The following is a 20750-nucleotide window of genomic DNA, read 5'->3' as shown; positions in this document are numbered from 1 at the left end:
AGATGAAGTACGATCGTGGTTGAGTATGCAGAAGACGGCGCCGCAGTAGATGGAGAAGAACCTCCTGTTCGATTTGTTCGGGACTTCGTGGACCTGGATTTGAACTGGGAGTCAGCTGCGCTACAGATCACCCAGCATCCGAGCAGCTGGCTTGGAGAACTGCTCACAGGAACACAGCTAAGCGAAAGTGCTGTGCAAGCTCGCATGGACCTTAAGGCGGCCAGGATCTTCGGTGCCTCTGTACTCATAACTCTCGCCTCTCCGTCACGCTCAAGAGATAGTGTGCTTTTCCCTATTACCTGGTCTCCTGTATCCGGGTCGCGACTCTTACCCACCTTCGAAGGCACACTAGGCATATCGCAGATGGGATCCGAGATCAGCCAGCTGTGGATCGAAGGGACATATCGTGCACCATTGGGCAGGACGGGGCAGCTAATGGATCAGGCGGTATTCCATCGTTTTGCAGACTCGAGCATCCGTGGCTTCCTGCTTCGGCTGGCGCGATCGCTCACCACTCCAGCCAAGGATAACTAACACCGCGCTCGGATGGCAGTGCTGCGATGAACTGATTCGGTGTCCACAACTTGACCGAGGGCACGATCTTCTACAGTGGCCATTTTGTTCGCAGTTCTCACTTTTTGGTACTTTGTACATAGTTTGCAACTCCAGCTCTGGTATTGCGAAATGAGGAATCACTGTAACCTGCCAAGAAGACACTTGTCCATGAAAACTCGCCTTCGACACCCACCGTACGCATCGAGTTCCTCTATCCGGCAAAGTAAGGTGTTAGGAAGATCTAACTGGAGTCAACATGAACGCACCCCGGCGAACGAAAATCGTCTGCAGTATTGGACCCGCCTCTCAGGAGGTCGATAGCCTCGTTGCGCTTATAGAGGCGGGAATGAATGTAGCGCGTGTAAACATGTCGCACGGAACGTTTGCTGAACACAGCACCACGATCGACAACGTACGTGAAGCAGCCAGACGTACCGGCCAAATCATCGGAATTCTCGGTGACCTATGTGGTCCAAAGCTCCGCATTACCGGGCTTCCAGCACGTATCCATCTGGTTAAGCCGGGCGATCAATTTATGCTATCAGAGGGCGACCCGGAGGAAGATGTTGATGCCATCACCATCACTCCATTGGGTGTACTTACAGAGGTCGCCCGCGGTGACAGTATCGCCTTCGCCGATGGTGCCGTAAGGGGACTAGTTCAAGAACGTAACGAGCACGGCGTATCGGTGTTGGTGACCCAAGGAGGATCGCTCTCCATCCGCAAAGGCGTTAACCTGCCTGATTCGCATCTCTCCATCCCCGCGATGACGGATAAGGATTTTCACGATGCCAGCTTTCTCCTCGAACATAACGTCGATTTTCTTGCACTATCGTTCGTGGGGAGCGCCTCGGACCTGACTATAGCTCGTGAATTCATGCTGGAGAACGCCCATGGACCGAATATTCCAAGGTTGGTGGCCAAAATAGAACGCCGCGACGCACTTGGTCGCATCGCAGAGATCATGGATGTGGCCGATGCAGTGATGGTTGCACGCGGTGACCTCGGGGTCGAGATTCCCGTTGAGGAGGTGCCGATCGAGCAGAAACGGATTATCCACCTGGCAAACGCCCGGGGGAAGATGGTGATTACCGCTACCCAGATGCTTGAATCTATGATCAGTGCCCCAACACCGACCAGAGCTGAAGCCTCCGATGTTGCCAATGCGATCCTTGACGGTACCGACGCTATCATGCTCTCTGCCGAGACTGCAGTCGGCTCCTATCCAGTCGATGCAGTTGGACAGATGGATCGAATAGCCCGGGCTACCGAACAGATTGTCACCGACCAGAGCCTAACCCTGCTTACACATCCGGTCCGCGCTATCCATTCGACTGCCGATGCTATCGGTTTCGCCGCCGCCGACCTCAGTCGCAATCTCGCTCTCAAGGTAGTTATCGCCGTAACAGAGTCCGGACACTCCGCCCGCACGATCTCTCGCTACCGCCCGAATGTACCCGTCGTTGGCGCCACCCCAGACGAGTTTGCAGCGAGATCACTTACACTCAGCTATGGTGTGATTCCAGCAGTGATACCACGCTCACCAAGCACTGAGGTCATGATTCAAGAGGCCATCGATGCTGCAATAGATTTGGACCTATGCGAGACTGGTGACCTGTGCGCACTCGCGGCTGGGATTCCCTTCGGGGTTCGAGGGACCACAAACCTGGTAAAGATCCAGGTAGTGGGGGAGGGGTTCCTGTCGATTGGAGATCGATATCAGACCGATTAAGTAGTCATCTCCGTCAGCGATCTGCCAAACTTAGGGGCGACAAATACCCTTATTGGCGTCTCGCATCTCGCGAACTCCTCACAAGCTGATTGAGTACACCAATAGCGATGACGACCAAGACCCCTGAGATAAGTTGACCGGATAACCCGGCCAGGGGGGTCACCATAGCGATCACTACCACGAGAACTGAGATAACACCAGTCGCAAGGAGAATCGACCACTCTGCAAGATTAAAGCAGTCGACTATTGAGGTTTTTGACGTGATCAGCAGGCTACCCAGCACAGTTACTACGCCAAGTGGGGCTAGCAGGAGAAGGCCAACGTCACTCGTTGGAGGTTTGGTGGCAACCATCGCGGCAAGACAAACAATGGCAGCCCCGACGCAGAGAAAGGCGATCCTCTCCGGACTCACGACAGCGGTTATGGCAGCGACTACCGTTAGCAGTGCAAACAGCGTGATAACCAGTGATTCATTTGCGGTTGCAAGAAAGCCAAGAACGACCCCAAGCAAGAGCAGGAGGCTGCCTGCAACCCTAACTGAGCTAATCGACATGGCTCAAGCTTCTCTGACTTAGAGTCGACTTGAGGTCCGTATCGATGACCGTGACATTGAGCCCAGCTAGATCATCCAGGAGCTGGCGACGTATAAGCGTATTCAAGCGTTTGACACGGCTGCTCACGCTGGGAACCCGATAAACAGATTCGTTATGGCCAGAGTCGTCATTGTCAGAGTCGTCATTGTCAGAGTCACTCAGATGAGTGGCATCGAATCCGTTGAAGGCAACTGGGCCGACAACAACCACCTGGTGGCCCGCAAACCTCAAGTCTTTGATCGCCTGAATGATTCGACGATCATAAAGCGCGCTAACCACCATGACCGTAGCAGTTCGAGGGAGCGCACGCTGTGGTATGAGGTCGATGCGCTTGTCAGCTGCCGTTGTGTAGGACCTGATCAAAAGTAGGCGCTCAGAGATCAGGCGCTCCTGGAAGTGCCCGGAGGCCGGGGGTATCCAGCCGATGGTGCCGCCAAACACTACCAGCCCAACTCGATCGAAATTTCGTAGATGAGCGCGTGCGAGATTCGAGGCTAACTTCACCAAGGTAGTGAGGGCAGCGGAAGGGAAGGTGTCCAGCAGGATAACGAGATCCAACGGCAGGTCGCTGCTGCGCTGGTTGAGCCAGATGTTCCCTGTACGTGCTGTTGTCTTCCAGTTGACATCTGTCAACGGATCACCCGGGCCAGCTTCGCGCACATCGATGAACTCAAGACCAGCATGGCTTTGTTGTGTAGACCGATGACGCCCGAGCGCAAATTGAGCTTTGACTAACCGCGCTAGCGGAGTGACATCTTCGATCATCGGAAAGACCTTTATTGGTTCGGATAGCTCAAGCGGAAGATAGTCCTCGTAGAGTCCGAAGTATCCTTCACGGATTAGGGTACTTCCAGCTAGCCGGTAGCTGCCAAAGAGCGGGAGCGACGCCTCGACCACCTCATCGCTCGATCGTAAGTTGTAGATTCCCACCACCATCTGCTCGTTACGGATCTCGAGGCGATGACGCTCGGAATTCAGGTGTTCAAAGTGCAGATGAAGTCGTACAACATCCCCCTCGAAACAGACAGACGAGTCATCTGTCGCAGACAGACTCGTCGACCCGAATGGAGTACGCGGCCGTAGAAGTGCGAAAGCCACCAGTATTATCATCGGAGTACCTACGGCAATCACTGCTGGACCGCTGAAGGCTCCCAACACTAACGTAGTCCATGCCCCAAGCAGTAGAAGCTGAAATCGTACCGTGTAGCGGCGTTGCATCAGCGGTGATCGTCGGCAACATCGATAGAGACTGGTGCAGGGACGGCTTGGATCGCCTCGTTGATCACACTCTCGCGCCTCACTCCCCGAATCCAAGCCTCTGGACTCAGACGTATCCGATGAGCAAGAGCCGGGACCGCCATCGCCTTCACATCCTCTGGGGTGACGAAGTCCCGACCGGCAATTGCTGCCGATGCACGCGACAGGAGGGCTAGGGCAATCGATCCACGAGGGCTCGCGCCCAATGATACCGAAGGGCGGCTCCGCGTGAAACGGGTGAGCGCAACCAAGTACTCGACGATCGGCTCCGAGACGAATATCTTCTGAAGGACACCACGTACTTCGATCAACTTATGGACGTCCAAAATCTCTGTCACGGTGCGGTTAGCGGTTCCGGTCACGAGATGATCGGTCACTATGTAGCGCTCATCAACTTCGCCAGGGTAGCCGACGCTGGTAGAGGTTAGGAAGCGGTCTACCTGTGCCTCAGGCAGCGGGTAGGTACCTTCGAACTCGATTGGATTCTGAGTAGCTATAACAACAAACGGATCTGGGAGCCGATAAGTCACACCGTCAACCGTCACTTGCGACTCCGCCATCGCCTCCAACAACGCAGACTGAGTCTTTGGCGATGCCCGGTTCAGCTCGTCGGCGAGCAGGATATTGGCGAATATCGGACCGCGTTTGAATTCCATTCTTCGAGTCTCGGGTTCCCAGATGCTCATCCCTATGATGTCGCTCGGCAGAAGATCAGGCGTGAACTGTATTCGGGCAAAGTCGAGTCCCAACACGGTAGCGAGACTACGGGCGAGCAGCGTCTTTGCAACTCCAGGCACATCCTCGAGTAGGACATGGCCACCTGCAATGACCGATGAGACCACGAGCGAGATTACCTCATCCTTCCCGTGGATCACGTTATTCATCTCGCCGAGTACGGAGATGATGGCATCGTGGTAGTCCCTTATTCGAGCTTCCAACTTTCCTCCAGTAATTTAAGTGAGTGCTCGAGTAGATCGTCGTCCAGGATGGATGGGGTAGCGATATCGATGGATCGCGGATTGCGAAGTCGCATCTGGATTGCGGGGATTTGATCGCCACCCCTCCGCCGGGCAGCGTCAAGAAGATCATCGAGAAGCGCGCATAACTGTCGTTCGGCACTCTTGTCCGAGCTGTAGGTCAACAGCAGTGCATCGAGCGGGTCGGGTTCGATAGCCTGCTCAAAGCTCTGTAGCGAACGCGAATTTCTAAACCTTAACCAGGCACGGGCCTGGTCGGGTATTGACGAAATTACCAATATCAAACTTATGACCACAACCACCACTTTGGTCGCGACTTGTAGATTGACAATGTGGAAAAAGGCGAGCGCCACACCCACGACTATGGTCACCAAAACAGTGATAAAGATAGATTTACGCATATGAGCGCTGGCGTTCGCACGCCGAATCGAAGAGGGTCACGACCGCATAAGCAAGTTCGCTGTCCTTTTGTCCGATGCCGTGGTCTGAGTACCGGGCCTCGACGAACAGATTCGCCAGAGTCTCTAACTCAAGACTCGGGAAAGGCAGGCTCGATCGAACCCGACTGACAAACTCAGTCGGGGACTCATAGGTTAAACGACGGATACCGAGCTGGAACAGACGTGTCTCAGCGTAGTCCCAGCATGCATAGACCTTTTCTCGTGGGTCGATCAACCCCTCGACTTGCGCAAGCGATGGGATTCTGGAGTCGAAGCTCGCGCGACTATGAAGGTGATGAGGTCGCTCTTGACTACGTCGACGCTGTGATCGTTGGCGTAGCTTGGCAATTACGCCGAGCCCGATCAGAACCGCCACTCCGACAACTAGGGGTACGAGATAGTCAAAATGGGTGAGTCCTGATTGCGCCACCTTCGGGACAGGACTCCTGGTAACACCGTGGCGCTGGATAGATCTTGCCTGGTGCCTGCGTCGTGGAGCGAGTTCACTAAAGAGAAAGCCGATAAAAACCAGGAAAAAGATAGCTCCGGCTGAGACCAGTAGCTTGAGCCACCACGGGAAAGCAAAAGGATCATCTTGGTTAACCAGCCAACGAGAACCCCTGTGACTCGCACGCCTCAAAACAGTGGCTGCTAACAGGCCAAAACCAACTACCAAGAGCGCCACGACTCCACTCATAGCAGACCTCACCAAGGCGGTGAGTAGTGCTCGATGAGCAATCCCAGCTGACGCCGCTGTCGTCCCATTGCCAACGCCCTCAAGCCCAATCCCAGCAATGAGAACAACAACCCCGCCAAGTGCAAGCCAACGACTTCGCTGAGTCACGGGTGATCTCACCGTCCTCCGTCGTGATGTTCGACTCGACGAACCGCCTCCTCGAGTTCGCGGAGGATAGCACGCGAATGGGCCCCTACTTGGCGTAGTGGTTGCGCCGGCGACTCAAGTTTGCGTTCGAGGAGTGCACGTTCGATCCTCTCGACCCTAGCGGCAAGTTCTTGATACGTCGAGGCCAGTGACCGCAACTCATTAGCATCAGACATCAGATCTCCCTCAGTGGCACTAAACGACCTATAGTAAGGATATCACAGTCGTAGCGATCATCCCACTCTCCCATGAGATGCTCGAGCGGCCCTCTAGCCTTGGTCGGCGGCTACAGGTTCAACGTTGAGAATCCCGCATTTAAGCGCCTGAGTAGTACCTCCGAAAGCGTCTATGACGCCAGCAGCTCCCGTTACGGTGAGAGAGTGATAGGCGTTCGGAGGCGTAATCTCCAAACTGGCGGAGCTAGGACAGGACTCGCTGCCATAGCCAGTCGAGTCAGCATACTTCAGTGAAAACGCCGCACTGGCGTCATGAGCCAGTTTAACTGTAGCCTCTGCGGCTGGTGTACGAAGCACTTCAGTGGGCAACTTTTGGCCACTCGCCCCAAGCAGTTGGAGCCCTGGGTAACCGTACAGAGTACAGCTCGTTGAGCCGGTGTTTACCAGTGTATAAGTCCTAATAATGCTTCCAGCAGCACCCTGTGTAGATACCATGTGCGCAACAAGGTTTGCAGATCGGCAACGACTAACCTGGCCAACGGTCGAAGCAGCCGATGACTTTGTCTTCTTCGAACTCGACTTCAAGCTGCTGGTCTGTTTGCTAGAAGAGGTAGACGACGGCGAACTAGAAGACCCACAGGCCGCCAAAGCAAGCCCGGCCACGAGAATCACAGACGTCGCTGTAAATATTCGCTTCCGGTCATTGACATGATCCTCTCGAAAATGTCTCATCACCTGTGCTCCTCTCGAATTGACATCAGGACACCCCTCAGGCTAGTTCGAACCCAACCGAGCCTAGGGTTCCTTGCAGAGAATCGGACTATACGACACAAAACCTAACCTCGCGACGCGAGTTATCACAGCGGATAGCAAATACTCAACATTTTCACCACCAATCCCCTGACCCCTGGTGTCCCGATCTCCGAACTTTAAACTGCGAGCGTCTCTCAGCAATCAGTGCATCGCTGCGGACCAGAAGATGGCGCGTTGGAGGTAGGACTTATCTGGATGCACCGCCCAGCATATGCACAATAATGGCAGTACACAGGGTGGATGGTCTACTGATGCGTAACCACCATGGAGGATTGCGATGGCAGCTTCTCCGGACAGATTGGCTCATCTGCTATATGAACGATGGAAAGGCCTGTGTGGGAGGCTCAAGCCCAAAGAACCATGCCATGGCACCCTTGATGCCCACTCTGCTGGACGTGGCCACAAGAAGTGGGGTAGAGGGGTATGCAGGCTCTTCCGTTCACCAGTTAATGGTCACATTCAATCCCCGGAGATCAGCTCCGATCAATGGACACAGTCTGTTACAGACACCAGACCTTTAATTATCCGCATCCGAATTCCCAACAGTGCAGGCATGGGTTTGACCTAAGGTAACTAATCTGAGATCTGAAGGGTGGTAAAGAACTGCGGGAATAGATAGTGCAACTGCTGCCTAGGGAGACCTACCACACGGATGACACCAACAACACTCCATTACTACATCGGCGGAATCGTGGTAGCTATAGTGGCCACCGTGGTATTTTGCCGTATTGCGCGCGTCGACCATGATGGGAAAGGCGTCACAATTGCTCGTTTTCTCTCGATCCTTCTGTTAGCAAAAGGACTGCTCTGGTTCTACACCATATTTACTGATGGTCCATGGAGACCCAGTTATGGATTGCCGCTATATCTCTGCGATATAGCAGTATTCGTTGCAGCTGCTGCCTGTTGGTGGCGAACCCAACTCCTTGTTGAAGTACTCTATTTTTGGGCACTAGCTGGCGTGATTGAGGGAATAATTACCCCAGATCTACCTCGAACCTTACCAAACCTTCTTGTATTTCAATATACTCTGGGCCATCTAGCCGTAGTAGTAGCTGCCATCTATTTGGTGGTTGGTCTTCAAATTGTTCCAAACAGGTTTGCGGTGGTGAAAGTCTACATTATTACCGTTTTCTATACCGCATTTACCGCTTTTGTCGACTGGAGCACCGGTGGAAACTATATGTTTCTCAGAAGGCGACCACACTCCTGGAGCATTCTGAACCTATTTGGACCATGGCCTTGGTACATAGCTATTGCCGGCCTAGTTGCCCTAGTGTTCTTCTTGGCTCTAAATCTACCGTTCTGGTTCATACGTGCGCACGAACGGCAGACTATACCGAGCGCTTCGACAACAGAAGTGGGCAGAGGTTATCCTCTTGATGAATACCAGTAAACCTAGGCAATGCCCGTACTACCTTGATGAACGGACCTACGGAACAATTAATTTGTCGGCCTCCACCGCACGGGCGTGTCTCGGATTAGTTCAACCTTAGGTCAGTTCCGAGCTAGACTGACAGCGTTAGGAGGTAGGGTGGAACCGAATCAGCCAACAAAGACCTGGAATGGGCGGTGGGTTGGTATAGCCCTACTTGTGGCGCTCCTGCTTGTGACGCTACCGATCATCGTGCTAGCTGTCTCTTCCAAGCCGGGCCACGCCACCGGCTCCACTAATACCGTCACCAGAGTGTCCATGAGGCTGGATTTGGGATCATAGACAACCCGCGAAAGCATAAGAACGCACCTTGGTTGCGCAATATTATTGAGGGTATCGTTTCCTGCGATTCCCAAGGAGAACCTGGGAATATTCACAACATAGTTATGACGAGACGGTGAGATCCCTAACCATTAAACCCCTTGCTGGTAGTTCGCTGGGGCATCACTCGTGTTTAATACGGAGCAAATGGCGCCAGGAGGTTGCCGCAATGCGACGTAGGTAGGTGGTTGGCCCAGCAATGGCGGCGACAGCTTTGCCTACGGCATGTGTGTCCACATCCACACAATCGTTGAAGGCCACACCTACGGCTAAGGTGTCTGCCGGATCTGAGTAGCGGAACATCTCTAAAGGGGTCCTCTATAGACTTGTAACATCGAATGTTTACCCATTCTCTGTGCCTGACAGCATTAGAATCTTGGCGCCATCGATCCCCATCAACGTTCAATTCGCCTGGCCGTACATGCGCAAACAAGAGCTGGGCAACTTCATGGAACAGCTTGAACGCAAATGAATCCATGTGATATGGCAACTCTAAGACGAATGCTATCTCGCGGTCGGCGAGCCAGTCCCAAGAATGAAGAGTCGTTGCTGGAGTTTCAAGTCTCCGGACGAGGCTAGGGGTCAGGTCCTTGGGTCCGTTTCGGCGTATGTGGCACAAGTCCGCTCCTAAGCCGGTTGGCACGCGCCTCCTCTGCAGGCGCTAAGAGAGCACTGACATTAGAGAGGTGCGAACTTGAACTTCAGCGTCTGGCAGATATTGGCAGTCGCCAGGAAGGAGCGGTCCTATTTGAGACAAGACAGCAAATTAGTGCTGATCTACGCCGACACTTGACATAATATCTCTTCTCGGCTATTTGTATGAAGTAATCCAGCTGCCAGCGGCCGTCCATGCCGGCTGCATCAGGGTTGGTGATCGTACGCCACGGGGTACGGGGCATCCGTTGAACAAGAGGACCTTGGCCTCACTTTGGCACAGTACGCTGTGGCAGAATACAGAAGTGTTGTTATAAAGTTGCGGCGTATCCTGCCAAGTGCACCTTATACAGTCCGCGCTGTCATCGAACCTGTTGGTCTAGCTGAGACTGCAACTGCTCCTCGTGAAAGGACATCCGATCCCATGCCATAGTCGCGAAGGTGATGATTCCAACCCAAAACAGCGCGGCTGTGGCCAGGTGAAGATCCTGAATATAAGCGGGAGCTCGCAATATCGCTGAGAACGCTCCAATCACGATTTGTACCGCCAAAATTACAGCGTCGATCACGATAATCGCACCGACTCCTAGCCCTCTCCACTTTCCCCATGCCCTGTGGAGTGCCAAGCCAATTAGCACAACGCCTACTAGCACTACCCCCCTATGAAGGTATTGGGCAGCAACCAAGTGCAACGGACCGGCGCAGAATGGCCATTGGGGACAGGACTTGGACGCATGGGTATTAACAACTACCGAACCTGTGATAATAATAGCGAGCGTCGACATGACCGCGACAAGACCCCATCGGAGTACATTCTGCTTAGTTAGACCCGTCGGCAGAGCCACTCGTTCAGTTGGCAAAGACGAGCCACTGCGAGTAGTTACCGCCACCACTGTAACGATAGCAAGTTCAATGAGTCCTGTAACCAGATGCATCCCCACAGTAATCGGCGCGTTGTGAGTGAGCACCGTCAACGCACCGAGGGCAACCTGGAGTAGGATAACCCCACAAGACAACAAAGCTGGAACGAACACGCGAGGCAGGCGCCGACAGTGTCTCCAGGCCAGAAAACCAGTATAAAAGACGAGTACGCTAACAATTGCTGCACCATAGCGATGGTACTGCTCTATGGCAGAATGAAAATTATCCAAAGGTGCAATATGCCCATTACAGAGCGGCCAGCTGCGGCACCCCATTCCCGAATGAGTCACCCGAACGGTACTGCCAAGCACAATCAGGCAATATGTAGCAATGAGAGCCAACAAGGAGATCCATCGCAAGAGTTTTGGGCTGTCGGACCTGGGAGGCGCTCCCGAAACATACCCCATGTCGAAATCCCCACCACTATCGTTCAAACTTCACCCCTTCACTGAATCCTAACTTGGGAAGCCAATAGCCGGATTCTAGGCACACACGCGCAATGGTTCCAAATTTTGGGGACCCAATTTGAACTAACGCTTATTCAGTCAGCGAAAGAGTTGATAGGCTCACCAATCATGGCAAGATATTGCCACAGCAAACATTAGTTCATTACAGCAAAACAAGTAGAACCACACACTTCGTTCCGAAGGTTTGACTAGTGATCCAAAACACCGCGGCCTTCCAAACCTACCTGGAATGGATGATCGTCTGCTAACCCAACTACTACTAAGCAAACCCAGCCACAAGCACTCGGCTCTTTATCGTATAGTCGTCCCGATGTGCGAAGAACAGCTCTTGTTTGATGATGCTGCCCCAACCGGAAACGGTATCACCGGTAAGCTAAACCCTAATACCCAGTACTACCGTCTCTGCAGATCGGTATCCAGATTCACTCCAAAGCTCGTTGAATCGGCATGTGCAGCTAATCAACACGCCAAGAGTAGATCACCACTGCGGCCAGTTTCCTGGAACCGAGCCAGTCGGGCTATTTTGTACAACTCCACCAGGAGCACCAAGTGACGAAAGCAGTTGTGAGAAGTTGTAGCCAAATCCCGTAGTGTTGGATCCATAGAACTGGCCATAGCTCATTGCCATCGTCTCACCGAGGGCTCCACCGTCGGCCCAGCCAGTCTCTATACCATCAGGCCCGTTGTAAAGCGTCCCGATGACGGTATTAGGGGTTACTGCTTGCCCGACGCTGACATCCGGGTTGATGTCTTCAGCGGCGTAAACTACTAGTCCTGCCGCGGGACCATTGGTAAGTCGATAGGTTATGAACGTACCTCCGGGCCACCCTCCGTTAAACGTAGACAAGACTACCCCATCGCCAATCGCATAGATCGGGCCGTAGCCGTTGTAGTCGACACCTTGATCAACTCGCCAGGACTGTAGGCCGCCTATCGAGCGAAGCGGGTTTGCATAACCACTAGGCGCCACCGCGGCTGGCGACGGATTCACCACGACGGGCGCTTGCGGACTAGGGCTTGTGGCTTGCCCTTGGCTGGCACTGGCGGCCGCTGCCTGTTGTGCTGCCTGTTGTGCTGCCGCTGCCTGTTGTGCTGCTGCAATGCGCTCTGCTGCAAGCTGTTGCTGCACAAGCAGAGCTTGTCGAGCCCGCTGTTGGGCGGCCAGTTGAGCAGTGACCATCTGCTGGATCTGCGAGTTTACACTCGCCAACTCCGTCGATACCTGTTGCTGCGCGGTTTGTGCCTTTGCCTCCTGTGTGCTCAACAATGACAATAACGACGTCTGTTGCGCCTTATCAGCCTGCAGCTGCGACTTTTGGATAGCGAGTTGTTGTTGGACCGCCTGATAGGCGTTAACCGCCTGCTCCTGCGTCGACGACGCTGTCGATATATCCACCTGGGCCACCGCAGATGAGTTTGGGTTGTCCTGTAGGACGCTCAACACCTGAGAATCAGTACCAGCCTGTGCGAAAAGCGACACCGCCTCACTGACTATCTCTCCGTGGAGTTTCTTCAACTCCCGCTGCTTTTGAGCGATAGTAGCTTCGACGCCACTCTCCTTCCCTTGCAGCTGGCGAATTTGACCCTGAACCGACGCATAATGCGAACTGATCGACTGAACCTGTGCGTTCAGGGCCGCTATCTTCTGCGTCAATACGCTGGCCTGTTGCCGCATTGATTGGACGGAACTCGCTAACTCAGGAGTAGCTCCCGAGGAACTTGCTGCCGAAAGCACCACTGCAGCCAGTGCCGCACCGCCGATAGCCTGCCAGGCATTACGCCTGAACTGCTTCTTCATCTGCAAACCCTCCAGATACTCGGTTGTGATCCACGCATGGACTCGTCCGAAATCGTCTTGCAACAGACTAACACACGAACGGCCAAGCCACACCCCGCTTTGGGGGTATCGGCAGAAGTTTCTTAAAGCTCAAGCTCCAGCAGACCTTCACTCTTACTCTAAAGACGAGGTTGACGGTCACGGCGTCACACTATTGGTCGACCAAAGCGTACCAATCCGTCACATATGTGCAAAAACGCCGAGCGCAACGAGGTGTATCGGCTGGACCGAGGATGACCAGATCGCGATGTGACACAGGCATCGATCTCTGCAAAACCACTAGCTGCGGCAATTCTGCTCGCCACAGGTGTTTAATCGGGCCCACCGTCCTATGTGAACACGAGCTCCTTAGTCCTTCTAGACAGAAGAAATCATCGTCACGTCGTCGGCGCACCAACCGCTTAGTTGCCATCAATTGCCAATGCGGCTTGGCAGCTTCACAACGCAGTGACACAAACAACAAGCGACATCCTCGTCGCCCTTATGGACATGGCTTCCTAAGCTGCTCACACAGCTTTGGGCGCGGTTACGCTTCGCTGGGTCCGCTGTGCCGAGTCCTGGCAGACTTCAAGCGCGCGAAGTCCTCCATTCACGCCCTATGAATGTCGGTTCAACGTCCAATGAAGCCGGTCTTCGCGAATTAATCACAGAGACCGGCTTCGAGTTAACAGCTCAATTATGAAGCCTCTAAATCACCTATAGGTATAACTATCATCAGGAAGACAGTAAAAGAGTTGCTCTTTTTACGAAGTCTTTCGAACTCTAGGGGTGTCTTCCACATTAAAGTGTCTTCCAGGCACCGTGTAGTGTCCTCCCCACAGGTTGCCACTTGTTCAACCCGCCAAGGGCGCCTCACTCAAAAAGTGTCTTCTGCTAGGTCGTTGCCAGAGGAAAGGCCATGGCATGTTGAATTAACCAATCCGCTATCGTCACTGCGATGCGCCCGTCCGCAGGACACTCAGATATTCCAACACAGTATCCCGATTCATCATCCCCGCACGCGAAGCTACCACATCCCACTGGACAGCCCCTTGTGCACGCCTCTACTTGCATTCTGAACTAAAGTAGCGTGGGATCAATTCGGTGGAGTGAAGATACGTTGACAAGTCTCCCCACCTACAGCGCCCGTCCCCAAACCCCAACGGCTGAAAACAAGCGGCCACTTCGGACCAAACGGTGCAACTTCATCTACTGCATCAAGCGTATTGAGAGGCCCATCGTGATCTAAGCGCGTGCCGACTCGCCTAGTTCGAGTGATCAAGTGGAAGTAGCAAATACTCAGTCCGCAACTGTCACCACCACAATGAACTGCTTGCTCACGTTGCTACCATGACTCCTCGTACAGCGTCGCTATGCGAACCAGCCCATGACCTGCCTTCCAAAAGTATGACCGCCTACCAATGCTCAACACTGCTTCGTTGCCGGATGGCGAGACGGCCAGATAGGTCTGGAAACTCGGAGCGACGACAGAGGCGACCTGGATCGCCTTGTGCTGATGCATACGCACGAGTATGAACCTCTGTGTTGCACATCCACCATAGTAACAGTTTACGTCATGGGGTCCGATAGATGCGATATAGAAGAGCTCGCCGTTCTGGGTAAAGGCAGGTGATGTCTGAGTACATTCAGAGTCGCCCTTGGGACATGGCAAGACATTCGCTGGACTCGCCTCCGGTGTGGCGCTCGCCCATGCATAGAGGTAGATCTTCTCACGTGATTGACTGGCAGGGACTGCTATCGCTCCCTGTTCGAGCGCAAGTTCCGATCCGTTGGCCGTTACGGCCATGGAATCGACGAAAGTACGGTAGTTCTGCACTTGCGTCTGGCCGGTCTTCACATTCATCTTGTGCAGCGCATACGGAGGTCTGGGGTTACAACCCGCACTTGAAGAGAGCCAGAGTGCCCAGTGTCGGTTCCGGGTCATGGTAAAGGAGTTGATGTTGATATGTTGGCCCTGGACAATCGGATGGCTCTTGCCATCGATCAGCTTTTTCTCAATGTCAGATTCGCAGGTCTCCTCGCTACCTGGTGTTGAAGTGGTGAAGTATACTGAACTCCCGTTGGGGCTGAGAAAAGGGAAATGTCCAAACGGGGGTGCGGTAAGTTCCCTGAGTGGCCGTCCGGACAGCGGACTGTAGATAGATATTCCACCTAGTGATGGTCCAACCCCAACAAGTAATCCACCACCTACAGCATTCGGGGCTGTTGCGCCAGGTCTGGTCGTGTTACCGTTGATCCTACCGAAGATGACTATTCCCATGACGAGAACAACTACTAGCACAGCGGCTGATACTACCGACACTTTAGTCTTGCTCATCATCCCCAGGAGACCTCCACGACCACAATTCTGACCAAAACATGCTCCATGCTGACCTACATGGTGAGACTACAAACAAATCTATAAGGCAAAGTGAACCACCAGAACCTCACTATTTTACAACTTGGGCTAGTTACCGTTCCGCTTTAATGCAGCAGTTCATGGTTCCCTTCTGGCTTCCCTGTTGAGCATCAAGCACGCGAACAGCTTCCCACTCGGACAACACCACCATCTAGTCGACATATTGCGCCACAAGCAATCCACCCAACCTAAGCAGTCCAGGTCCTCGCCGTGCATCGCACCTCGTGAGGAAGCTGAACGAGATGCTCGATCACTGGTGAAAGCGAGCCTCTGAGTTCAAGACCACCGAGTTTCATCCGACTCTCAAAGACCATCCGTACTCATAGAGAAGGTATCCTCGCCTCCATCAGACTTGGGGTATCCAACGGGAGGGTCGAGGGACTTAACACCAAGGCTCGCTCCATCATTGCCCGCTCGTATAGGTTTCACTCCGCCAAGGCTACCCTGGCCCTGGTGTGCAAGCTTCTCGGACCCATTGACCTAAAGTGACCCTATGAAAGGGCGAGTTTATCCACATGAATGTCAGGAGAGCCTCTTAGTGCTTTCGCTAATACCTGACCATTGGGGTGACAAGTCTGCAACACTCTCCCCATTAGCTTGTTGAGGCTACGCTTGCTACCAGAATCAAATTTCTCGATGGCATTCCGTAGCTCTGTCAGTCCGACCGAGGTGCTACTAAAATCGTCGATTCCGTCAGCATGAAAGACCTCCACGAGCTTAGCCAACACGCCCATTCGTGGCCCTAAGGTATAGCTTGATTCCCATTGGCCATCACCAACCAGCGCCAAGCTATCCACAATCCCTTGAAAGACCTGCCGTGCTGCCGCCGTCTGATCGTCAATCCGGAATTGGACTCGTTGCGGTAAGGCGTGCGCCGCATCGCGGTAGACCAACGCTAAATTCGCATAGTCAATATTTACGACCTCGACGATATCATATGTATGGCTAGTCTGCCCACGAGTTGGATGCGCCACTACTTCCCTCCTAAGAATTCGTCAATGCTAATATCGAGAAACTTGGGCGCATGCTGAATATAAAGATTGGTCGATGCTTCACTTGCATGGCCGAGGGATAGCTTGGCAATACTAACAGCATCTGCAATACGGCCCGGTCGATATGCATCAGCCGCGCTTTCATGAATATATTGGGCCACGGCCTGCTTGTAGATGCACACTACCAAATGTGTCGCGTAAGTGTGTCGAAGATCATGCGTACGAAAACTCGCAGGAAAATTCGGCTCAAGATGAGCTCTAGTCCAATCCCGTGCCATTGCCGTTATCGTGGCTGCCTGAGCGTAGGATATGGGCTTAGCCTTATACCCGCCGTACCACAGTAATGGTGATGTACCGTCTGGCAAGACCAGGCGTCTACGAGTCATCATGTCGGTCTCCACCCAGGTAAATCTCCTAACTTTCCCGTCCACGGTTGTCTCCCACGCATCAGAATCTGCACCAACGAGTTCGATCGCATCGATTGGTGAATATGGCGCGCGCATCATCCCTATCAGCTCGTCTCTAGCTCCATGAATATACTGATGAACTGGCACCAACCGGTGAGCGAAGACAAGAGCATCTCCGCCTGCATCACCCTTCGTGATAAAATCAGGTACTCTGATGGTGGTTAGTGGACCGGCACCGAGAGGTGGTAGTTCATAGGCAGTAATACTGGCGAGCGTTGCCGATCGCATTCCTGTTGCCAACCCTAAACTAATGAAGGCGGCATCACGCTCTACCGTGAGCGAGTCGGTCTGCCGCAATTGACCGTCGATGCGGAGAGCTCCTTGAATCAACAGGTCCGAAAATTCTGGAGTGATTGGCGTACCGCGACTCCCGTCTCTCATGCGAGGTCGCAGCTCAGTCGCACTAGTAACTCGCATGCCCACGGGATTCAGAAAGGACTCAATATGAAAGGGAAGCGGAACCCGGTAGGTATCTCGCAGAAACTCATGAAACTGCTTGATGGTAGAAAGTTGAGCTTGCCATGCAGAAGAACTCACTCTAGTTTTAGGATCGAATTGGCGTAGTCGGTAGTAACGACGGACTTGCTCCTCCGAGACCACAAATACGTCAGCGTACCACTGGTCATTCCCGGCTAAGCCGCAGTCGTTGCGCAACCACGCAATATACAGCGCTAAACGTGCCGCATGGCTTTTAATGGTAGCTTCAACAGGGCGCAACCTATATTTGCGGAGTAGCCACCGGCTAGCAGCAACATGGAACTCCCCATCCACCAAAATGGAGGGAGCATCCACATGTTCGACCTCATGAGGGGTTACACCAAGAACTCGCTCAATGACCTCAGGATCGACCGCGACCGGACGTATTACCCGAACAGATGACACCATTAAGGAGCGCTCCACAACATATGGGGATTATATGTTGAGGCTCTGACACGCTTCGCCCCCATCCCATATACAGGGTGAGGGCGGAAGACATGCAAACAAACAGAAGATTAACCGCAGAGACGACTTTAGGCGTTTCCTTAGTTAAGCAATGGGAGACACTCCAAGAACCCTAAAAATTACGAACACCCTGACGTGGTCCCACAACTCGCACATACAAAGCACGAACCAGACCGCTGCATCACGTTGCCGCAGGAATAACAGTACGGGGCGTCTGATTGCACGAATGGCGTCGCATCGTCAAGCGGAGGCAATGGCGTCACCGAAGCACCGTAACTCTCATCAATCTCCTTGTTCGAAGGAAGATGTGAATCCTCTGTTGGGAACAGCAAGCTACGAGTCCGCTCGCCAGTAGTGTGGATTCCCAAATCGTCGCGAGAATCAGTGTCAAGGTAATCAATCGCTAGCCTACGGAAGATGTAATCCACCAGGCTCGAGGCGATACGAATGTCTTGATCGTCTGTGATACCAGCAGGCTCAAACCGCATATTCACGTACTTGCGGACGAAGGTCTCCATTGGTACTCCATGTTGGAGGCCCAGGCTGACGGCAATCGAGAATGCGTCCATAACTCCAGCAAGCGTCGATCCCTGCTTCGATACCTTTATGAAAACCTCGCCCGGACGTCCATCAGGATACTCCCCGACGGTGGCATAGCCCTCAGCATCGGCGACCTGGAATGCGTATGTTCTCGACTGTCGATGCCTCGGCAATCTCTCTCGCTTGGAACGTGAACCAAGATCCGCGATCTCACGCCGCAACTCGGCAACCTCTGCGGTCACTACGGGCTTCTCTTCCTTGCGCATCGTCTGGAGAGGTTGACCGACTTTGCAGTTATCGCGATAGATCGCAACAGCCTTCAAGCCGAGCCGCCAACTCTCTATATAGGCCTCTTCGATATCCTCCACCGTCGCAGACTCAGGAAGATTGACGGTCTTGGAGATGGCGCCTGACAAGAATGGCTGTACTGCCGACATCATCGCAATGTGACCACGGTAGCTAATGACATTGTCACCCATGGCACAAGCAAAGACCGGCAGGTGTTCTTCCTTCAGTTGCGGTGCACCCAGTATTGTCTTGTGCTCATCTATATATGCCACTATAGAGTCGATCGCTGTCTGGTCATAGCCAAGCGATCGCAACGCCCGAGGAACAGTCTGATTGACAAAAGTCATCGTTCCGCCGCCTACGAGTGTCTTGAACTTGACAAGACCAAGGTCAGGTTCGATCCCAGTGGTATCACAGTCCATGAGCAGGCCAATAGTCCCAGTAGGGGCCAGTAACGACACTTGAGCGTTCCGGATCCCTTGCTCCTGGGCGAGCGTCTCCGTCTCTTGCCAAATCTCTTGAGCCGCCGTTATCAACTCTGGAGGCACAAAGTAAGAGTTAATTTTCGATACGTGCTCATGGTGCATGCCAATAACGCGTAGCATCCCCTCACGATCAGCGTCGTAACCATCGAAGGCACCTACCCTAGCCGCCAAGCATGCAGAGGTGTCATAGGCATAGCCCGTCATAATCGCGGTGATAGCAGCTCCATAGGCACGCCCTGCCTCTGAATCATAGGGTAAGCCGAGTGCCATCAGTAGCGCACCAAGATTAGCGTAACCAATGCCGAGCTGACGAAATGCACGTGAGGTCTTGGCAATCTTATCAGTCGGATAGTCGGCGTTGCCAACAAGAATGTCCTGCGCCACAATCAGGAGGGAGACCGCATGAGTGAAGCCATCAACGTCAAAGCTGCCATCATCATTGAGATACTTCAAAAGATTAATCGAGGCTAAGTTACACGACGAGTTATCAAGGTGCATGTACTCGCTACACGGATTGGATCCATTGATTCTGCCCGCATTAGGGGTTGTGTGCCAGCGGTTGATGGTTGAGTCATACTGAACACCCGGGTCCGCACACTCCCAAGCGGCCTGTGCAATTTGGCGCATAAGTTCACGAGCTGGCAGCCGCCGCAGTACCTCGCCGGTGGTGACAGCCCTTAGCTCCCAGTCGCGGCCCTCAAGAACCGCCTGCATGAACTCATCGCTCACTCTGACCGAGTTGTTCGCGTTCTGGTACTGCACAGAGAAGGCATCCTTGCCGTCCACACCCATATCGAAGCCTGCCGCCTCGAGGGTGCGAGCCTTTCGTTCCTCGATCGCCTTCGTCCAGATGAACTCCTCAACATCCGGGTGGCTTACATCGAGAATGACCATCTTGGCCGCCCGGCGTGTCTTGCCTCCCGACTTGATGGTCCCAGCCGAAGCGTCAGCGCCACGCATAAACGAGACTGGTCCCGAGGCCGTCCCGCCGCCATTGAGATGCTCCATCGATGATCGAATTCGAGAGAGATTGACTCCAGAGCCAGAGCCGCCCTTGAAAATGACACCCTCCTCACGATACCAATTCAAAATGGCATCCATAGTGTCATCAACGGAGAGGATGAAGCACGCAGAACCCTGCTGTGGCACGCCCTTCACTCCTATGTTGAACCACACGGGCGAGTTAAATGCAGCCCGCTGGTGGATCAAGAGATACTTCAATTCATCGGCGAAGGTAGCCGCCTCGTCAGGTCCGGTGAAATAGCCATCTTTTTGACCCCAACTAGCCAATGTATCGACGATACGGTCCGCTACCGTCTTAAGCGATCCCTCACGATCAGGAGAGTCGAGCGCACCTCGGAAGTACTTCTGCGAGAGAATATTGGTGGCATTCATGCTCCAGGTGCTCGGCACCTCTACCCCATCCTGTTCGAAGGCCACCTCTCCTGTCCGGTAATTAGAGATCTTCGCATCACGGCGCTCCCACACTACCGATGCAAACGGATCAACCCCTTGGGATGTGAAATGCCGTTCTAACCCCTTCAGCTGCTTTTTCATACTCTCTCCCTCCAACTTCG

Annotated in this window: 18 protein-coding genes; 5 read left to right on the top strand and 13 right to left on the bottom strand. The window is 53.5% G+C overall.

Annotated elements, in window-relative coordinates; all coding sequences use genetic code 11:
• Positions 1–15 precede the first annotated feature (15 nt).
• The gene (locus FEAC_RS01605) at positions 16–534 is read left to right on the top strand and encodes a hypothetical protein (RefSeq protein ID WP_035388387.1); all 519 of its coding nucleotides are present in this window, start codon (positions 16–18) and stop codon (positions 532–534) included.
• A 277-nt stretch (positions 535–811) separates the two neighbouring features.
• Positions 812–2287, top strand: coding sequence for a pyruvate kinase (gene pyk, locus FEAC_RS01600; protein WP_052565187.1), 1476 nt, complete (start codon positions 812–814; stop codon positions 2285–2287).
• 49 nt (positions 2288–2336) lie between these two features.
• On the opposite strand, the gene FEAC_RS01595 is transcribed toward pyk, so the two are convergent.
• The 7 genes from FEAC_RS01595 to FEAC_RS14430 all read right to left on the bottom strand — a co-directional run bounded on the left by FEAC_RS01595 (position 2337) and on the right by FEAC_RS14430 (position 7345).
• A complete protein-coding gene (locus FEAC_RS01595) occupies positions 2337–2840 on the bottom strand; it encodes a hypothetical protein (RefSeq protein ID WP_035388385.1) in 504 nt (167 codons plus the stop codon).
• The gene (locus FEAC_RS01590) at positions 2830–4098 is read right to left on the bottom strand and encodes a DUF58 domain-containing protein (protein ID WP_035388384.1); all 1269 of its coding nucleotides are present in this window, start codon (positions 4096–4098) and stop codon (positions 2830–2832) included. Before FEAC_RS01590 ends, FEAC_RS01595 begins: the two co-directional genes overlap by 11 nt.
• Positions 4098–5075, bottom strand: a complete 978-nt coding sequence (locus FEAC_RS01585) for an AAA family ATPase (RefSeq protein ID WP_201773813.1) — start codon at positions 5073–5075, stop codon at positions 4098–4100. Before FEAC_RS01585 ends, FEAC_RS01590 begins: the two co-directional genes overlap by 1 nt.
• Positions 5060–5515 (bottom strand): hypothetical protein, encoded by a 456-nt coding sequence (locus tag FEAC_RS01580; RefSeq protein ID WP_035388383.1) that lies wholly within the window; start codon positions 5513–5515, stop codon positions 5060–5062. The genes FEAC_RS01585 and FEAC_RS01580 overlap by 16 nt, the downstream gene beginning before the upstream one ends.
• Positions 5508–6398: a DUF4129 domain-containing protein gene (locus tag FEAC_RS01575; protein WP_052565184.1), complete on the bottom strand. Its 891-nt coding sequence runs from the start codon at positions 6396–6398 to the stop codon at positions 5508–5510. Before FEAC_RS01575 ends, FEAC_RS01580 begins: the two co-directional genes overlap by 8 nt.
• A gap of 8 nt (positions 6399–6406) precedes the next feature.
• Entirely contained in the window at positions 6407–6613 is a 207-nt protein-coding gene (locus FEAC_RS01570; protein ID WP_035388381.1) for a hypothetical protein, read from the bottom strand.
• A 93-nt stretch (positions 6614–6706) separates the two neighbouring features.
• The gene (locus FEAC_RS14430; RefSeq protein WP_035388380.1) at positions 6707–7345 is read right to left on the bottom strand and encodes a DUF4232 domain-containing protein; all 639 of its coding nucleotides are present in this window, start codon (positions 7343–7345) and stop codon (positions 6707–6709) included.
• 733 nt (positions 7346–8078) lie between these two features.
• On the opposite strand from FEAC_RS14430, the gene FEAC_RS01555 reads away from it, so the two are divergent.
• Both FEAC_RS01555 and FEAC_RS01550 read left to right on the top strand, forming a co-directional pair.
• Entirely contained in the window at positions 8079–8822 is a 744-nt protein-coding gene (locus FEAC_RS01555; protein WP_035388379.1) for a YwaF family protein, read from the top strand.
• 138 nt (positions 8823–8960) lie between these two features.
• Entirely contained in the window at positions 8961–9143 is a 183-nt protein-coding gene (locus FEAC_RS01550; RefSeq protein WP_035388378.1) for a hypothetical protein, read from the top strand.
• A 1055-nt stretch (positions 9144–10198) separates the two neighbouring features.
• Here the strand turns inward: FEAC_RS01550 and FEAC_RS01540 are convergent.
• The 3 genes from FEAC_RS01540 to FEAC_RS01530 all read right to left on the bottom strand — a co-directional run bounded on the left by FEAC_RS01540 (position 10199) and on the right by FEAC_RS01530 (position 15363).
• Positions 10199–11191 (bottom strand): COX15/CtaA family protein, encoded by a 993-nt coding sequence (locus tag FEAC_RS01540; protein ID WP_081900943.1) that lies wholly within the window; start codon positions 11189–11191, stop codon positions 10199–10201.
• 511 nt (positions 11192–11702) lie between these two features.
• Positions 11703–13022 (bottom strand): M23 family metallopeptidase, encoded by a 1320-nt coding sequence (locus FEAC_RS01535; protein ID WP_035388375.1) that lies wholly within the window; start codon positions 13020–13022, stop codon positions 11703–11705.
• Positions 13023–14385: 1363 nt separating this feature from the next.
• The gene (locus FEAC_RS01530) at positions 14386–15363 is read right to left on the bottom strand and encodes a TolB-like translocation protein (protein WP_160290305.1); all 978 of its coding nucleotides are present in this window, start codon (positions 15361–15363) and stop codon (positions 14386–14388) included.
• A gap of 345 nt (positions 15364–15708) precedes the next feature.
• Between FEAC_RS01530 and FEAC_RS16235 the strand changes: the two genes are divergently transcribed.
• On the top strand, positions 15709–15948 hold the full coding sequence (locus tag FEAC_RS16235; protein ID WP_081900952.1) for a transposase: 240 nt from the start codon (positions 15709–15711) through the stop codon (positions 15946–15948).
• Between the two features lie 2 nt (positions 15949–15950).
• On the opposite strand, the gene FEAC_RS01525 is transcribed toward FEAC_RS16235, so the two are convergent.
• The 3 genes from FEAC_RS01525 to FEAC_RS01515 all read right to left on the bottom strand — a co-directional run bounded on the left by FEAC_RS01525 (position 15951) and on the right by FEAC_RS01515 (position 20730).
• Complete coding sequence (locus FEAC_RS01525) at positions 15951–16433, bottom strand: hypothetical protein (protein ID WP_035388366.1); 483 nt, start codon at positions 16431–16433, stop codon at positions 15951–15953.
• Positions 16433–17803, bottom strand: coding sequence for a site-specific integrase (locus FEAC_RS01520; protein ID WP_035388365.1), 1371 nt, complete (start codon positions 17801–17803; stop codon positions 16433–16435). Before FEAC_RS01520 ends, FEAC_RS01525 begins: the two co-directional genes overlap by 1 nt.
• A gap of 176 nt (positions 17804–17979) precedes the next feature.
• Positions 17980–20730, bottom strand: a complete 2751-nt coding sequence (locus FEAC_RS01515; RefSeq protein ID WP_081900942.1) for a vitamin B12-dependent ribonucleotide reductase — start codon at positions 20728–20730, stop codon at positions 17980–17982.
• Between the last annotated feature and the right edge of the window lie 20 nt (positions 20731–20750).

The organism is Ferrimicrobium acidiphilum DSM 19497 (genome assembly GCF_000949255.1).
GTDB classification, from domain to species: domain Bacteria; phylum Actinomycetota; class Acidimicrobiia; order Acidimicrobiales; family Acidimicrobiaceae; genus Ferrimicrobium; species Ferrimicrobium acidiphilum.
This window is presented reverse-complemented; position numbering and strand designations above follow the sequence as displayed.

Coding starts and splice junctions, on each gene's coding strand:
- pyk (WP_052565187.1), top strand. CDS start 812: ATGAACGCACCCCGGCGAACGAAAATCGTCTGCAGTATTGGACCCGCC.
- FEAC_RS01595 (WP_035388385.1), bottom strand. CDS start 2,840: ATGTCGATTAGCTCAGTTAGGGTTGCAGGCAGCCTCCTGCTCTTGCTT.
- FEAC_RS01590 (WP_035388384.1), bottom strand. CDS start 4,098: ATGCAACGCCGCTACACGGTACGATTTCAGCTTCTACTGCTTGGGGCA.
- FEAC_RS01580 (WP_035388383.1), bottom strand. CDS start 5,515: ATGCGTAAATCTATCTTTATCACTGTTTTGGTGACCATAGTCGTGGGT.
- FEAC_RS01570 (WP_035388381.1), bottom strand. CDS start 6,613: ATGTCTGATGCTAATGAGTTGCGGTCACTGGCCTCGACGTATCAAGAA.
- FEAC_RS14430 (WP_035388380.1), bottom strand. CDS start 7,345: ATGAGACATTTTCGAGAGGATCATGTCAATGACCGGAAGCGAATATTT.
- FEAC_RS01555 (WP_035388379.1), top strand. CDS start 8,079: ATGACACCAACAACACTCCATTACTACATCGGCGGAATCGTGGTAGCT.
- FEAC_RS01535 (WP_035388375.1), bottom strand. CDS start 13,022: ATGAAGAAGCAGTTCAGGCGTAATGCCTGGCAGGCTATCGGCGGTGCG.
- FEAC_RS01520 (WP_035388365.1), bottom strand. CDS start 17,803: ATGGTGTCATCTGTTCGGGTAATACGTCCGGTCGCGGTCGATCCTGAG.
- FEAC_RS01515 (WP_081900942.1), bottom strand. CDS start 20,730: ATGAAAAAGCAGCTGAAGGGGTTAGAACGGCATTTCACATCCCAAGGG.